The following is a 14,772-nucleotide window of genomic DNA, read 5'->3' on the forward strand; positions in this document are numbered from 1 at the left end:
GTCAGAGGAAGGACAAACCTTTCCCCTTCGAGATCGACCTGATGAGGTGAACCCGGCGCCGCCGAGCGCCACGGAGTTGACAGGTGAGGTGTGAACCGGTGTCCTAGTGGGCATGCTCGCGAACTTGGCGCTCACCTCGACCCGCACCGCCGGGTCCCACGGTGCTGCCCGCGGTCGCCGCTTCTGTTGTTGCTGTCCCGGCTGTTGAGCCCAACGCGCTCCGGCCGACCCTGAGTCCACCGCGACTCGGCTGCTTGTTCCCCGCCCCCACCCGGGCCTCCCTCACGCCCGCGACCCGGGCGGACGGTACGTGACACCCAGCCCCCCTCACCTTCCGCCGAGGAACCACCCCACTCCATGAACAGCGACAACGATCTCCAGATCGCCGGCGACCTCCTCGAAGTCCAGCACCTCCTCCAGGCGCCCCGCGAGCACCCCGCGACGGTCGCCGAGTTCGTCGGCCTGGCCCGCTCGATCGCCGCCGACCGCTCCCAGTGGGAGCACCTCGTGCGCTACGACGCGACCAGCCGCTGGTACCACCGGCTGCGCACCGGCCCCGGCTACGAGGTCTGGCTGCTGTCCTGGGTGCCCGGCCAGGGCACCGGCAGCCACGACCACGGCGACTCCTCCGGCGTCCTGACCGTCCTGGACGGCACCCTCACCGAGCACGCCGGGCACACCACGCGCGCGCTGACCGCGGGCGCCCAGCGCGTCTTCGCCCCGGGCTACGCGCACGAGGTCGTCAACGACGCCCTGGAACCCGCCGTCAGCCTGCACGTCTACTTCCCCGGCCTCACCGAGATGCCGCTGCACACCGCGCCGTCGTGCGAGGCGCGCGCGGTGACGGCCTGACGATCCGACGGCTCGACGGCCCGGCGGGCCGGGCAGCCGGTACGGACATCGGACCGGCGTCCGGTGTGACGGTACGACCGGGCGACCGGCGGACCCGCTGTCGGTCCCGCCTGCGAGACTTCCTCCATGCGCATTGTGGTTCTGGCAGGCGGCATCGGCGGTGCCCGGTTCCTGCGCGGTCTGAAGCGGGCCGTGCCGGACGCGGACATCACCGTCATCGGCAACACCGGCGACGACATCCACCTCTTCGGGCTCAAGGTCTGCCCCGACCTCGACACGGTGATGTACACGCTCGGCGGCGGCATCAACGAGGAGCAGGGCTGGGGGCGGGCCGACGAGACCTTCCACCTCAAGGAGGAACTCGCGGCGTACGGCGTGGGGCCCGAGTGGTTCGGGCTCGGCGATCGGGACTTCGCCACGCACATCGTGCGGACCCAGATGCTCGGCGCCGGGTTCCCGCTCAGCGCGGTCACCGAGGCACTGTGCGACCGGTGGAAGCCGGGCGTGCGGCTGATCCCCATGTCCGACGACCGGATCGAGACCCATGTCGCCGTGGACATCGACGGCGAACGGCGGGCGATCCACTTCCAGGAGTACTGGGTACGGCTGCGCGCCTCGCTGCCCGCCGCGGCGATCGTGCCCGTCGGCGCCGAGCAGGCGAAGCCCGCGCCGGGCGTCCTGGAGGCGATCGCGGAGGCGGACCTGATCCTCTTCCCGCCGTCCAACCCCGTCGTCTCGGTCGGCACGATCCTCGCCGTGCCCGGCATCCGGGAGGCCGTCGCGGAGGCCGGGGTGCCGGTCGTGGGCCTCTCCCCCATCGTCGGTGACGCGCCCGTGCGCGGGATGGCCGACAAGGTGCTCGCGGCGGTCGGCGTGGAGTCGACGGCCGCGGCGGTCGCCGAGCACTACGGCTCCGGGCTGCTCGACGGCTGGCTCGTCGACACCGTCGACGCCCCGTCCGTGGAGCGGGTCGAGTCCGCCGGTATCCGCTGCCGGGCGGTGCCGCTGATGATGACCGACGACGACGCGACCGCCGAGATGGCCCGCCAGGCGCTGGCGCTCGCGGAGGAGGTGCGGGGGGCGTGAGCGACGAGAGCGGTGCGCGCGCGACGGGCGGCGCGCACGACGGGAGTGGCGGAGTCGGCCGCGGCCACGGCGATGGCGACGGCGGCGGTTTCCGGGTGTGGGCCGTGCCCGGACTGCCCGAGGTGCGGCCCGGTGACGACCTCGCCAAGCTGATCGCCGCCGCCGGGCCGGGCCTGGCCGACGGGGACGTCCTGCTCGTCACCTCGAAGATCGTGTCGAAGGCCGAGGGCCGGATCGTACGGGCCGACGACCGGGAGGCCGCGATCGACGCCGAGACCGTCCGGGTCGTCGCCCGGCGCGGCCCCCTGCGGATCGTCGAGAACCGGCAGGGCCTGATCATGGCCGCCGCCGGGGTCGACGCCTCCAACACGCCGGCCGGGACCGTACTGCTGCTGCCCGAGGACCCGGACGCCTCCGCGCGCGCGATCCGCGCCGGACTGCGCGACACCCTCGGCGTCGACGTCGGCGTCGTCGTCACCGACACCTTCGGCCGCCCCTGGCGCGCGGGACTCACCGACGTGGCGATCGGCGCGGCGGGCGTCCGCGTCCTCGACGACCTGCGCGGCGGCACCGACGCCCACGGCAACCCGCTCTCCGCCACCGTCGTCGCCACCGCCGACGAACTCGCCGCGGCCGGGGACCTCGTCAAGGGCAAGGCGGCGGGGCTGCCCGTCGCCGTCGTCCGGGGGCTGCCCCACGTCGTCGTCACCGGGGACACCCCCGGCGGGGACGACGAGGGCGCGCGGGCCCTCGTACGGGGCGCGCGCGACGACATGTTCCGGCTCGGCACCTCCGAGGCGGTCCGGCTGGCCGTCACCCAGCGGCGTACCGTCCGGGCGTTCACCGACGAACCCGTCGACCCCGGCGCGGTCCGGCGGGCGGTCGCCGCGGCGGTCACCGCGCCCGCGCCGCACCACACCACGCCGTGGCGGTTCGTGCTGCTGGAGTCGGCGGCGTCCCGGCTCGCCCTGCTCGACGCCATGCGGGACGCCTGGATCGCGGACCTGCGGCGGGACGGGAAGTCCGAGGACTCCATCGCCAAACGGGTCAGGCGCGGCGATGTCCTGCGCCACGCGCCCTACCTCGCCGTGCCGTGCCTCGTCATGGACGGCTCTCACACCTACGGCGACGCGCGACGGGACGCGGCCGAGCGGGAGATGTTCGTCGTCGCCGCCGGGGCCGGGGTGCAGAACTTCCTCGTCGCGCTCGCCGGGGAACGGCTCGGATCGGCGTGGGTCTCCTCGACCATGTTCTGCCGGGACGTCGTCCGCGAGGTGCTGGACCTGCCCGCCGGGTGGGACCCGCTGGGCGCGGTCGCCGTCGGGCATCCCGCGGAGGAGCCGAAGGCGCGGGCCGAGCGGGACGCGGGGGCGTTCCTGGTGGTGCGGTGAGACGGGTGCGGTGCGGTGGAGGGGCCGAGCAGTCGGAGAGGGCTGAGCAGTCAGAGGGAGCCGGGGGCGGAGGGGGCCTCGGAGCCGGAGGGGGTGGAGGTGAGCGGGTGGGGGCTTAGGCTCGGGGCGGGCGTCCGGCGGGGACGGGCGACGGCCTTCCCTCGCGGTGCGGGGCGCCCGTGATCCGCAGTCGACGCTAGGACCACCGTGGCAGGACGCTTCGATCCCCGGCCCTCCCCCACCCGTACGACCGTGCGCGGCGGGGAGGTCGCCGTGCCCGCCGGGGTGCCCCGGCAGGCGGCGGCGCCGGGGCGGGTGCGGACCTTCGTCCCGCCGTGGCCGCTCGATCTGGGGCTCGTGCTCGGGCCGCTGCGGCGCGGGCCCGCCGACCCCACCTTCCGGGCGCTGCCCGACGGCTCCGTCTGGCGCGCCAGCCGTACGCCCGACGGGCCCGGCACCCTCCGCGTCTCCGTCGCCGCCGCGAGCGGTGCCGTCCGCGGCGAGGCCTGGGGGCCCGGCGCGCAGTGGCTGCTGGAACGGTTGCCCCAGTTGCTCGGCGCCGACGACACACCCGAGGCCTTCACGCCCCGGCACCGGCTGCTCGCCGTCACCCGGCACCGGCGGCCCGGACTGCGGCTCACCCGGACCGGGCTGGTGCTGGAGTCCCTGATCCCGTCGGTCCTCGAACAGAAGGTGACCACCGACGAGGCGTACCGCGCCTGGCGCATGCTCGTACGGAAGTTCGGGGAGCCCGCGCCCGGTCCCGCCGCGGGCGGGCGGCTGTGGGTGATGCCCGCGCCGCGGACCTGGGCGCTGATCCCGTCGTGGGAGTGGCACCGGGCCGGGGTCGACAACAAGCGGGCGTCGACGATCCTGCGGGCCGTGCGGGTCGCTGCGCGGCTGGAGGAGGCGGTGGGGATGGACCCGGTCGCCGCTCGGGCGCGGTTGGAGGTCGTGCCGGGGGTGGGGGTGTGGACGTCTGCGGAGACCGTGCAGCGGAGTCATGGGGCGGCGGATGCGGTGACCGTGGGGGATCTGCATCTGCCGGGGATCGTGGGGTTCGCGCTTGCGGGGGAGCGGGATGCGGATGATGCGCTGATGTTGTCGTTGCTGGAGCCTTATGCGGGGCAGCGGCATCGGGCTGCTCGGTTGGTTCTGTTGAGTGGGCGGGTGCCTGCTCGGCGGGTGCCGCGGATGCCTCGGGGGGACATCGGGCGGTTGTAGGGCGCAGGGGGTGCGGGCCCCCTGTTTTCGCCCCCGCCGCCCCTTCCCGTCCCGAACCTGGGGGCTGCGCCCCCAGACCCCCGCTGTCGGCCCTGGACGGGCCTCGTCCTCAAACGCCGGACGGGCTGGGGTGACCGTCGGACGGGCTGGGGGCGCGTGGGGTTACTGGTCCGAGGAGAAGCGGACTGCTCCTCCGGGGATGCGGGCGTCGCACCAGATTCTGGCGCCCTCTCGGAGTTCGTTGTCGGGGCCGATGACCGCGCCGTCTCCTATGACGGCGCCGGTGAGGACGGAGCGTTCGCCGACGCGGGCGCGGGTGCCGATGAGGGAGTCGGTGATGACGGCGCCGGGCTCGATGACGGCGCCGGGCAGGATGGTCGAGCCGAAGACGCGCGCGCCCTCCGCCACGAACGCGCCCTCACCGACCACCGTGCCGCCGGTCAGCCTGGCGTCGGGGGCGACGCGGGCCGTCGGCAGGACCAGGCGGTCGCCGCAGCGGCCGGGGACCGCCGGGGACGGGGCCCGGCCGAGGACCAGGTCCGCCGAACCGCGGACGAAGGCCGCGGGCGTGCCGAGGTCGAGCCAGTAGGTGGAGTCGACCATGCCCTGGAGGTGGGCGCCCGCCGAGAGGAGGTCGGGGAAGGTCTCCCGTTCCACCGAGACCGGGCGGCCGACGGGGATCGTGTCGATGACCGAGCGGCGGAAGACGTAGGCGCCCGCGTTGATCTGGTCGGTGACGATCTCCTCGGGTGTCTGCGGCTTCTCCAGGAAGGCCAGCACCCTGCCGGTGTCGTCGGTGGGGACCAGGCCGTACGCCCGCGGGTCCGTCACCTGCGTCAGGTGCAGGGAGACGTCCGCGCCGCTCGACCCGTGGGTGGCGACCAGGCGCCGGATGTCGAGGCCGGTCAGGATGTCGCCGTTGAAGACGAGGACCGGGTCGTCGGGGCCGGAGTGCAGCCGGGACGCCACGTTGCGGATGGCGCCGCCGGTGCCGAGGGGCTCGTCCTCGGTCACGTACTCGATGTGCAGGCCGAGTGCCGAACCGTCACCGAAGTGCGGTTCGAAGACCTCCGCCAGATAGCTCGTCGCGAGGACGATGTGGTCCACGCCCGCCGCCCTCGCCCGCGCCAGCTGGTGCGTGAGGAACGGCACCCCCGCCGCCCTGACCATGGGTTTGGGCGTGTGCACCGTGAGCGGGCGCAGCCGGGTGCCCTTGCCGCCGACCAGGAGGATCGCTTCTGTCACCGTCGTCTCTGCTTCCTGCCGGGACCGGCCGAACTGTCTTTCGGCCGGCCAGTGTATGCAGACCGTGGTGCGGCAACTTCGATGGCCGTGCGGTGTTCCACGCGGTCCCCCCGACGGCTATGGATGTGCCCCCCACCGGGCCTGACCTCCGGCGGCCGCGGGACACCGCGGGGCCTCCCCAGGCCCCGGGGTCCCGTGCCCGGCCTCAGCGCCCCTGGTAGCGCGCCGCGATCGAGCGGGCCGTGCCGAGCTTGCCGTAGAGCTGCTTTCCTGGGCATTCCGTGGCGAAGCCGTCGCGGTGTCCGGAGATCACGTCCAGTCGTACGTTCTTACCTTTGCGGTAGAGATTGCCACCGCCGGACTTCAGGTATGTCTTTCCCTTCGGATTCGCTCCGGAGAGTCCGAGCTTCCACGCCGTCAGCTTCGCGATGGCCGTCACCGCCGCCGCGGACGGCTTCTTCGAGGTGAACGTGCCGAGGACGGCGATGCCCATGCTGTCGGTGTTGAAGCCGAGGGTGTGGGCACCCAGGACGGGCTTCGCCACCCCGCCCGCCCGGCCCTCGTAGATCTTTCCGCACTTGTCGACGACGAAGTTGTAGCCGAGGTCCCGCCAGCCCATGCTCTTGACGTGGTAGCGGTAGATACCGCGAATGACGGACGGTGCCTGGGCGCAGGTGTAACTGTTGCCGGTGGCCGAGTGGTGCACGAAGGCCGCCTTGACCTTCTTCGTGTACACGAACTTCTTCTCCCGCAGCTTCTCGTCGGCGCCCCAGCCCTTGCGGGTGACGATCGCGGGGCGCGGCCCGATGTACGGCTTGACCTCCGGGGCGCCGGGAGCGGCGGGGGCGGCCGGGGCGGGGGCCACCGGGGCGGGCGCCGCCGGCCGTCCGGCCGAGGCGGCGGGGAGTCCGCGGGCGGCGGCCGGGTCCGGGGCGCCCGGGTCGACCAGTTCCAGGCGCAGGCCCGCCGGGAGGGCGACGGGCGCGGAGACCGTACGGGCGCCGCGCGCGGTGTCCTCCGTGCGGGCGGCGGTGGCCGGGCTGACCCGGATCTCCACGCCGTCGGAGGCGCCCACCCACAGCGGGGCGGTCGCGCCGCGGACCCGGCCGGAGGCGCGTTCGGCGGTGCCGGGGTCGGCGCCGTGGTCGGCGTTGTGGGTCTCGACGTCCTGCCAGGCGGACCAGGCGCCGGAGCCGACGGCACGCGTGCGGACCTGGACGGTGCCGTCCAGCGCGGCCTCCGGGTCGTCCCAGACGACACCGAGGAGCGAGAAGGGGCGTACGTCGCGGCGGGGCAGGCCCTGTACGGCGCCCGCGGCGGCGCGGTCACGGGTGAGGGGGGTGAGGGGCAGCGACTCGGTGCCGCCGGGGAGTTCGGCGGCGGGGAGCGCGGCGCCGGGGAGGGCGGCGGCCACGGCGGCCTGCGTCGGTCCTGCCGTCGCCGCGGTGGCCGGTGGCGTCAGCGGAAGGGCGAGTGCCGCCGCACAGGTGACACCGATCGAGGGAGCAAGAAATCCACGCATGCCTACGATCCTGGACATAGTCATATATTCCTGTCCATCGCGGGCCTGACGGATCGTCGGACCGCGTTCCGCCGAACCGGTGGCGCGACAGCCGCGGGCCGGACACCCGCGACGCGTACGCTGAGCCGGGTGAACGCCACCGACCGCACCCCTGCCGACCTGCTGCGTTCCGCGCTCGCCGCGGACCCCGCGCGCCCCCTCGTGACCTTCTACGACGACGCCACCGGCGAACGGGTCGAACTCTCCGTCGCCACCTTCGCCAATTGGGTGGCCAAGACCGCGAACCTCCTCCAGGACGGGATGTCCGCCGAACCCGGCGACCGGGTCGCGCTGCTGCTGCCCGCGCACTGGCAGACCGCCGTCTGGCTCGTCGCCTGCTCCTCCGTCGGGGTCGTCGCCGACGTCGACGGGGACCCCGCCCGCGCCGACTTCGTGGTGGCCGGGCCGGACCGGTTCGAGGAAGGGCTCGCGTGCCGGGGCGAACGGTACGCGCTGTCGCTCGCGCCGCTCGGGCGGCGGTTCGTGCCGGGGCCGCCCGAGGGGTACGCCGACTACGCCGTGGACGTGCCGACGCACGGGGACCGGTTCGCGCCGTACGTCCCCGTCGACCCGGAGGAGCCCGCGCTCGTGGTGGCCGGGGCCGAGCTGACGGGGGCGCAGGTCGTGGAGCGGGCGCGGGGGGACGCGGAGGGGCTGGGGCTGACCGGGCCGGGGGCGCGGTTGCTGTCGGGGGTGGGGTTCGGGACGTGGGAGGGGTTGAGCGCGGGGCTGTACGGGCCGCTGGCGTCCGGGGGGTCGGTGGTGCTGTGCCGGAATCTGGAGGTCGCGGAGGAGTCCGTCGTGGAGCGGAGGGTGGTGGCTGAGCGGGTGACGGCGACGGTGCGGTAGGGGGCCGCCGGGGGGTGTTTCGCCCCCGCCGCCCCTTCCCGTCCCGAACCTGGGGGCTGCGCCCCCAGACCCCCGCTGTCGGCCCTGAAAGGGCCTCGTCCTCAATCGCCGGACGGGCTGGGATGGACCGCCCTCTTCACCCGTTCGGCCGGTCATCCCCCCGCACCGGACCCCCGCTCAAGGCATCGTCGTCAGGGCAGCGGCCCTACGGCGAGCGAGGGGGTGAGTGGTGTGAGCAGGAGTGTGGTGGGGGCTTCGGCGGTGGGGGTGGGGCTGGCTCGGCGGCGGCGTCGGCGGTGGGTGCGGGGCGGGGCGGGGGTGGTGGCGCTGGTCGTGGTGGGGGCCGGGGTCGCGGGGTGGGTGGCGTACGCGAAGCTCGACGGGAACATCACGCCGGACGAGGCCGCGGCGCGGGAGCTGGAGCGGTACGCGAAGGAGCGGCCTACGGCGCTGGTGAAGGACGCGCGGAACATCCTGCTCATCGGGTCGGACTCGCGCGCGGGCGCCGGGAACCGGGCGTACGGGAAGGACTCGGGCACCGAGCGGTCGGACACGACGATCCTGCTGCACCTGGCCGCCGGGCGGCGCAGCGCGACCGCGGTGTCGCTGCCGCGGGACCTCATGGTGGACGTGCCGAGCTGCCGCCAGGCGGACGGGACGCGGACGAAGCCGATGTTCGCGATGTTCAACTACGCGTTCCAGAAGGGCGGTTCGGCCTGCACCATCCGGACCGTCGAGAAGCTGACCGGCATCCGGATCGACCATCACATGGTCGTCGACTTCAGCGGGTTCAAGGAGATGGTCGACGCCGTCGACGGGGTGCGGGTCTGCCTGAAGGAGCCCATCGAGGACAAGGACGCCAAGCTGCGGCTGCCCGCCGGACGGGTGACGCTGAACGGGGAGCAGGCCCTCGGGTACGTCCGGGCGCGCAAGACCCTCGGCGACGGCAGCGACACCGACCGCATGGACCGGCAGCAGCGCTTCCTCGGGGCGCTCGTCAACAAGGTGCAGAGCAACGACGTCCTGCTGAATCCGGCGAAGCTCTATCCGGTTCTGGACGCCGCCACCTCCTCCCTCACCACCGATCCCGGCCTGGCGAGCCTGCGCGGCCTCTACAACCTCGTCCGCGGCCTGCGGGACATCCCCACCGACCAGGTGCGGTTCCTGACGGTGCCGCGCGAGGCGTACGCCCTCAACGCCAATCGGGACCAGCTCGTGGAGCCAGCGGCGGAGAAACTCTTCACCCGGCTGCGGACCGACGCGCCCGTGGCCGTCACGGAGAAGGAGGACGCCGCCGCCTCTTCCGCCGCGGAGTCGGAGGAACACGGAACGTACACGTCACCGCCTCCCGCGGAGCCCACCTTTCGGGGGAACACCGCCGCCGAGGACACCTGCGGGTAGGGCCTCCGGCGGCGCCGCGGACGCGCTCCGGGTAAAGCACGGGCCAAGCAGAGACCGGGACCTGAACTTCTGTTCAAGGAAATAGCACGGATTGCCCGGTTGTAGGGACGTGGAATATGTCACCGTCGTCGCCCCTTCCCGAACAGGGCGGATAGTGTGAGCGATCCGGTGCACCGGGCCAGAGGACCGTTCTCGGGTCGTGCACTGTGTGACCGAGACCCGAGCGCCTTTGAGGGGGGAAAGGCGCCGCGTGGCCCCGACGGAGGATTCGGACAACCGTGGACGCGCAAGGCCGTGGGCGGGCGGACAACATCGACCCCGCAGACCAGTGGGTACTCAATCCGGACACCGGCGAATACGAACTGCGACTGAGCCCTTCCGCAGCGCAGTCGGCGGTCCCCGGACCGCGCAGAGCGGGCGCCCGCGCGGCGACCGGCGCCTCCGGCGACCGGCGTGCCGCCGCGGCTCCCGCCGCGCGCCGTACGGCGGCGCCGGAACGCGACGCCCCGGAGGTGCCCGCGCCGCGCAGACGGCGCGGCGTGCCCGAGGAGGTGCCGCCGGGACGGCGTGGCCGCAGGCCCGCCAAGAAGTCGAAGTCCAAGGCGAAGAAGGTCGTGCTGTGGACCGGCGGGACGATGGCGTTCCTGCTCGTCGCCACGGCCGGGGCCGCCTATCTGTACCTGGAGCACCTCAACGACAACATCACCTCCGTCTCCGACGACGGCGCGAGCACCGGTGGCTTCAGCAAGGACAAGGCGATCAACCTCCTGCTGATCGGCACCGACAAGCGCACCGGCTCGGGCAACGAGGGCTACGGCGACTCCGGCAGCGTCGGGCACGCCGACACGACGATCCTGCTGCACGTCTCCAAGGACCGGACGAACGCGACCGCGCTGTCCATCCCGCGCGACCTGATCGTGAACGTGCCGGACTGCGACACGAAGCAGGACGACGGCACCAGCAAGGTGATTGCGGGCACCGACGGCGTGCGGTTCAACACCAGTCTCGGGCAGTTCGACCGGACGCCGTCCTGCACCATGCGCACGGTGACGGAGCTGACCGGGGTCACCCCGGACAACTTCATGGTCGCCGACTTCAACGCGGTGAAGACGCTGACCTCGGCGGTCGGCGGCGTCGAGGTCTGCCTCGCCAAGGACATCGACGACCCCGACTCCCACCTCAAGCTGCCCAAGGGCACGCACACGGTGGAAGGTGAGCAGGCGCTGGCCTTCGTACGGACCCGGCACTCCGTCGGCTTCGGCGGCGACCTGAGCCGGATCGCGATCCAGCAGCAGTTCCTCAGCTCGCTGATGCGCAAGCTCAAGTCGAACGACACGCTGACCAGCCCCACCAAGATGATCAAGCTGGCGGAGGCGGGCACCAAGGCGCTCACCGTCGACTCGCAGCTGGACAGCATCAACAAGTTGAAGGACCTCGGTCTGGAGCTGGGCAAGCTCAACACCGAGAACCTGACCTTCACCACCGTGCCGGTGATCGACAACCCGGCGGAGAAGGTCAAGGCGACGGTCGTACCGAACCCGGCGACCGCGCCGACCGTGTTCCAGATGATCCGGGACGACGTCTCCTTCACCGAGGTGAAGGAGAAGGAGAAGGCGTCCAAGAACGCCGCCGCCAAGGAGGCCGCGGCCCGCCTCAAGGGCGCCCAGTCGGCCGCCTCCGAGGTACGGGTGCAGGTCATGAACGGCGGCGCCCCCGCGGGCAGCGCCCAGGAGACGCTGAGCTGGCTCCAGAACACCGAGGGCATCACCAAGTCCGAGAACGCGGGCAACGCCCCGAAGAACCTGGCGAAGACCACGCTGGAGTACGCGCCCGAGCAGGCCGCGCAGGCCCGCAAGCTGGCCGCCGTGATGGGGCTGCCGGGGACGGCGCTGAAGCCGGGCGAGAGCGTCACCAACGCGCAGGGTCTGCCGACGATGACGCTGACGCTGGGCAAGGATTTCAAGGGCGCGGGCGTTCCGCTCACGTCTCCGACGAAGGTGCCGGACTCGGTCGAGAAGTCCACGGCGGACAAGGTCGAGTGCGCCAAGTAGGTAACCCTGCGGGCCCGTCGTGCGTCTGACTTGACGCGGGACGGGCCCGCGGCAGGTCAGGCGCAGGGCGGGGAGGGCAGGGGAAGTGGCGCGGAGCAGTGTGCGGGGGACGGATTCCGAGGTCGGGGACGGTGCGCCGGGTCAGGCGGGCCCGTCCGGGACGGACGGCGGCCCGGCGACGACGGACACGGGCAAGGACCCGGACGGAACGGACGGCAAGGGCGGCAAGGGCGGCGCGGACGGCAAGGGCGGCACAGGCGGTGGGTCCGGTGCGGACCGCAGACGGCGCAGACGCCGTGTCCTGCGCTGGTCCGCGTCCGTCCTGGCGTTCGTCATACTCGGCGGCGCGGGGGCCGGATACCTCTACTACGAACACCTCAACGCCAACATCCGCAGCGACGCCCTCAACCTGGGCGACGCCAAGGACCGGGCGGCCGAGCCGACGGCCAACGAGGCCGGACAGAAGCCGCTGAACATCCTCCTCATCGGGTCGGACGCGCGGGACACCGCGGAGAACCAGAAGCTCGGCGGCGCCAAGGACACCTTCGACGGCGTCCCCCTCGCCGACGTGCAGATGCTGCTGCACATCTCCGCCGACCGCAGCAACATGTCGGTCGTGAGCATGCCGCGCGACACCCTGCTCTCCATACCCAAGTGCACCGACCCGGACACCGGGGAGGTCTACCGGCCGCTCACCCGCGAGATGACCAACTCCTCGCTGGGGCGCGGCGGTCCGGGCTGCACGGTGGCCACCTGGGAGAAGCTCACCGACATCCACATCGACCACTTCATGATGATCGACTTCGCGGGTGTGGTGTCGATGGCGGACGCCATCGGCGGCGTCCCGGTGTGCGTCGACGCCAACGTCCACTCGCACACCAGCGACGGCAAGGGCTCCGGCCTGAAGCTGGAGGAGGGCACCCACTCGGTCAAGGGCGAGCAGGCCCTCCAGTGGCTGCGCACCCGCTACGGCTTCGAGGACGACACCGACCTCGCGCGCGCCAAGGCCCAGCACATGTACATGAACTCGATGGTCCGTCAGCTGCGCTCCGAGGCCAAGCTGACCAACCCCAACGCGCTGCGCAAGCTCGCCGAGGCCGCCACCCGGGCGATCACCGTCGACGACGGCCTGGGCACCATCAAGAAGATGTACGACCTGGCGACCGAGCTCCAGAAGGTCCCCACCGAGCGCATCACGATGACGACGATGCCCAACCGCTACGTCGGCGCCCGGGTCGAGCCCACCGAGGACGCGGAGAAGCTGTTCCGGCTGGTCCGCGAGGACATCGCCCTGGACGGCAAGGACCCCGCGAAGGCCACCGCGAGCCCCTCCCCCACGCCGACCGACGCGGCCGCCGCCGACGACGCGATCGCCGTGCAGGTCCACAACAGCACGTACACCGACGCATTGGGCGCCGCCCGCGGGCGGGCGACCGCCGTCGCGGACCTGCTCGTCGGCAAGGGCTTCACCGAGGCGGTCGCGGACACCTCCGCGGCCACCGCCGAGAAGACCACGCTCGTCCGCTATCCGAGCGCCGACCTCCAGGGCGACGCCCTGCGGGTGGCGAAGGTCCTCGGCATCCCGGCCGGGCAGGTGAAGAAGTCCACCGACGTCACCGGGGTCACGCTGCTGGTGGGCGCGGACTGGCGCTCGGGGACGGCGTACAAGGTGCCGGAGCGCGACGACCGGACGCCGAAGTCGGCGGAGACGATGAACGCGGCCGACACCAGCCAGTGCATGCGCGTCGACCCGGCCTACTCCTGGTAGGCCGGGCCGGGGGGCTCAACGCGGCGCGCGGTCACGGCTGTTGAAGCGCGACCGCCATGGGTCCGGGTGCTCAGCCCGCGCTGCTCACGACCGCCGGGCGGCGGGAGGCGATGACTTTGCGCGCGAGGGAGCGGGGGCTGGTGAGGAAGCCGTAGCCCCAGGACATGTGCATGGTGGCGAGGGCGACCGGTATCCGCAGCCGGGCGCCCACCGGGAGGCCCTTGCCCGCGGGCAGGGAGCCCGCGGCGATCGCGGCGAGGTAGCCGGCCGGGACGACGAAGCCGAGCGGGGTCAGCGCGACGCCGACGACGACCCCGGCCGCGATCGCGCACACCGCGGTCGGCGGCGCGAGGTAGCGGAGGTTGATGGAGCCCTCGTGGTAGCGGGCGACGACGTGCCGCCAACGGCCGTAGTCCTTGTACTGCTTGGCGAGGGCCTTCACCGTCGGGCGGGGCCGGTAGGAGACCTTCAGCTCGGGCGAGAACCAGATCAGGCCGCCCGCCTCACGGATGCGGAAGTTCAGCTCCCAGTCCTGGGCGCGGATGAACTCCTCGTTGTAGCCGCCCTGTTGCTCCAGCGCCTCACGCCGGAACACCCCGAGGTAGACCGTCTCGGCGGCACCGGCCTGCCCTCCGGTGTGGAAGGCCGCGTTGCCGACGCCGATCTTCGAGGTCATCGCGGCGGCGACCGCGTGCTCCCAGTCGTTCTCGCCCTCGGCGTGCATGATGCCGCCGACGTTCTGCGCGCCGGTCTCCGCCAACAGCCGTACGGCGGTGGCGATGTAGTTGGGCGAGAGGATGCCGTGCCCGTCGACGCGGACGACGACCGGGTGGCGGGAGGCCTTGATCGCGGCGTTGAGGGCGGCGGGCGTGCGGCCGGTCGGGTTCGGCACGGTGTGCACGCGCGGGTCCTCCGCCACGAGGGCGGCCGCGATCTCGTCCGTGCGGTCCGTGGACGGACCGAGGGCGATCACGACCTCCATCTCGCCGTCGTACTCCTGCGCGAGGATCGCTTGGACGGCTCCGCGCAGATGCCGCTCCTCGTTGAGGACGGGCATGATGACGGACACGGCGGGGAGCTGCACGTCGGGCTTGGCGTTCATAGACCGCTCACGTTACCGCGAACGGGGGACAGCGGTGCGCCCCGCCGGGTGCCTTGCGCCGGTCCGCCGATCGTATGGGCCTACGGTGCTCACGGCTCGCTCCCCCCAGTCCTCCCTGGCCCCGCACGGACGGCCAGCGCCCGGAGGTGACCCGCTTGTCCCCCGCACCGCCGCCCCGGTCCCCCGCCGCCCGGCCCCCGCGCCCGCCCCGCCGCCGCCCCGCGCCACCCGTCCGGCGCGGC

The 14,772-nt window shown here is 73.1% G+C and carries 11 protein-coding genes; 8 read left to right on the plus strand and 3 right to left on the minus strand.

Annotation, left to right across the window (positions count from 1 at the left end; genetic code table 11):
- Positions 1-357 precede the first annotated feature (357 nt).
- The 4 genes from ACIQPQ_RS11680 (at position 358) to ACIQPQ_RS11695 (ending at position 4,553) form a co-directional block, all read left to right on the plus strand.
- Complete coding sequence (locus tag ACIQPQ_RS11680; RefSeq protein WP_401302724.1) at positions 358-852, plus strand: cysteine dioxygenase; 495 nt, start codon at positions 358-360, stop codon at positions 850-852.
- 126 nt (positions 853-978) lie between these two features.
- Positions 979-1,938: a 2-phospho-L-lactate transferase gene (gene cofD, locus ACIQPQ_RS11685; RefSeq protein ID WP_401302726.1), complete on the plus strand. Its 960-nt coding sequence runs from the start codon at positions 979-981 to the stop codon at positions 1,936-1,938.
- 95 nt (positions 1,939-2,033) lie between these two features.
- Complete coding sequence (locus ACIQPQ_RS11690) at positions 2,034-3,329, plus strand: coenzyme F420-0:L-glutamate ligase (RefSeq protein ID WP_401303544.1); 1,296 nt, start codon at positions 2,034-2,036, stop codon at positions 3,327-3,329.
- Between the two features lie 207 nt (positions 3,330-3,536).
- Positions 3,537-4,553 carry a DNA-3-methyladenine glycosylase family protein gene (locus ACIQPQ_RS11695; protein WP_383774331.1) on the plus strand — a complete coding sequence of 339 codons (1,017 nt, stop codon included), beginning with the start codon at positions 3,537-3,539 and terminating at the stop codon, positions 4,551-4,553.
- 162 nt (positions 4,554-4,715) lie between these two features.
- On the opposite strand, the gene ACIQPQ_RS11700 is transcribed toward ACIQPQ_RS11695, so the two are convergent.
- Positions 4,716-5,798, minus strand: coding sequence for a sugar phosphate nucleotidyltransferase (locus tag ACIQPQ_RS11700; protein WP_401302728.1), 1,083 nt, complete (start codon positions 5,796-5,798; stop codon positions 4,716-4,718).
- Between the two features lie 205 nt (positions 5,799-6,003).
- Positions 6,004-7,320 (minus strand): peptidoglycan recognition protein, encoded by a 1,317-nt coding sequence (locus tag ACIQPQ_RS11705; RefSeq protein WP_401302729.1) that lies wholly within the window; start codon positions 7,318-7,320, stop codon positions 6,004-6,006.
- 129 nt (positions 7,321-7,449) lie between these two features.
- On the opposite strand from ACIQPQ_RS11705, the gene ACIQPQ_RS11710 reads away from it, so the two are divergent.
- The 4 genes from ACIQPQ_RS11710 to ACIQPQ_RS11725 all read left to right on the plus strand — a co-directional run bounded on the left by ACIQPQ_RS11710 (position 7,450) and on the right by ACIQPQ_RS11725 (position 13,428).
- Positions 7,450-8,208, plus strand: a complete 759-nt coding sequence (locus ACIQPQ_RS11710; RefSeq protein ID WP_401302731.1) for a TIGR03089 family protein — start codon at positions 7,450-7,452, stop codon at positions 8,206-8,208.
- Positions 8,209-8,439: 231 nt separating this feature from the next.
- Positions 8,440-9,609, plus strand: a complete 1,170-nt coding sequence (locus tag ACIQPQ_RS11715) for an LCP family protein (RefSeq protein ID WP_401302732.1) — start codon at positions 8,440-8,442, stop codon at positions 9,607-9,609.
- Between the two features lie 278 nt (positions 9,610-9,887).
- Positions 9,888-11,660 carry an LCP family protein gene (locus ACIQPQ_RS11720; RefSeq protein WP_401302734.1) on the plus strand — a complete coding sequence of 591 codons (1,773 nt, stop codon included), beginning with the start codon at positions 9,888-9,890 and terminating at the stop codon, positions 11,658-11,660.
- Between the two features lie 85 nt (positions 11,661-11,745).
- On the plus strand, positions 11,746-13,428 hold the full coding sequence (locus tag ACIQPQ_RS11725; protein WP_401302736.1) for an LCP family protein: 1,683 nt from the start codon (positions 11,746-11,748) through the stop codon (positions 13,426-13,428).
- Between the two features lie 70 nt (positions 13,429-13,498).
- Here the strand turns inward: ACIQPQ_RS11725 and ACIQPQ_RS11730 are convergent, their stop codons facing one another.
- The gene (locus ACIQPQ_RS11730) at positions 13,499-14,530 is read right to left on the minus strand and encodes a glycosyltransferase family 2 protein (RefSeq protein WP_401302738.1); all 1,032 of its coding nucleotides are present in this window, start codon (positions 14,528-14,530) and stop codon (positions 13,499-13,501) included.
- Positions 14,531-14,772 lie beyond the last annotated feature (242 nt).

This window comes from Streptomyces sp. NPDC091281 (assembly GCF_044757425.1).
In the GTDB taxonomy this organism is placed as follows: domain Bacteria; phylum Actinomycetota; class Actinomycetes; order Streptomycetales; family Streptomycetaceae; genus Streptomyces.

Excerpts from the sequence above, each read along its gene's own strand:
- ACIQPQ_RS11680 (WP_401302724.1), top strand. The coding sequence starts at position 358 with ATGAACAGCGACAACGATCTCCAGATCGCCGGCGACCTCCTCGAAGTC.
- cofD (WP_401302726.1), top strand. The coding sequence starts at position 979 with ATGCGCATTGTGGTTCTGGCAGGCGGCATCGGCGGTGCCCGGTTCCTG.
- ACIQPQ_RS11705 (WP_401302729.1), bottom strand. The coding sequence starts at position 7,320 with ATGCGTGGATTTCTTGCTCCCTCGATCGGTGTCACCTGTGCGGCGGCA.
- ACIQPQ_RS11730 (WP_401302738.1), bottom strand. The coding sequence starts at position 14,530 with ATGAACGCCAAGCCCGACGTGCAGCTCCCCGCCGTGTCCGTCATCATG.